Origin of the sequence: Paraburkholderia sp. BR14312, from assembly GCF_040948675.1 — a bacterium.
In the GTDB taxonomy this organism is placed as follows: Bacteria; Pseudomonadota; Gammaproteobacteria; order Burkholderiales; family Burkholderiaceae; genus Paraburkholderia; species Paraburkholderia nodosa_A.
The window spans coordinates 1-342 of the sequence record NZ_JBFPKI010000087.1 but is presented as its reverse complement, the minus strand read 5'-3'; the positions used below and the strand labels follow the sequence as shown (position 1 = coordinate 342).

The 342-nt window shown below is 65.5% G+C and carries 1 pseudogene; it reads left to right on the top strand.

Annotation, left to right across the window (positions count from 1 at the left end):
• Positions 1–342, top strand: a pseudogene (locus tag AB3X98_RS42125) (aminotransferase V); the annotation flags it as partial.

The following is a 342-nucleotide window of genomic DNA, read 5'->3' as shown; positions in this document are numbered from 1 at the left end:
ACATCACGCAGGGCGCGGGCATCCTGCCGTTCAATCTGCGTGAGATACCGTTCGATTTCGTCTGCGGCTCCACGCTCAAATGGCTGTGCGGCGCGCCGGGATCGGGTCTTGGGTATGTCGCGCCGCATCTGCTGACGTCCGCCGTCACACCTTGCGTGCGCGGCTGGTTCAGTCAGGCCGACCCGTTCAACTGGAACCTCGATGCGTTTTCGTATGCGCCCGACGCGCGCCGGTTCGACACGGGCACGCCGTCGCTGCTGCCGTTCGTGGCATCGAAGCCGGGCTTCGACTGGCTGCTTTCGCAGCCGCCGGGCAAGCTGCGCGCCCACAACCTTTCGTTGT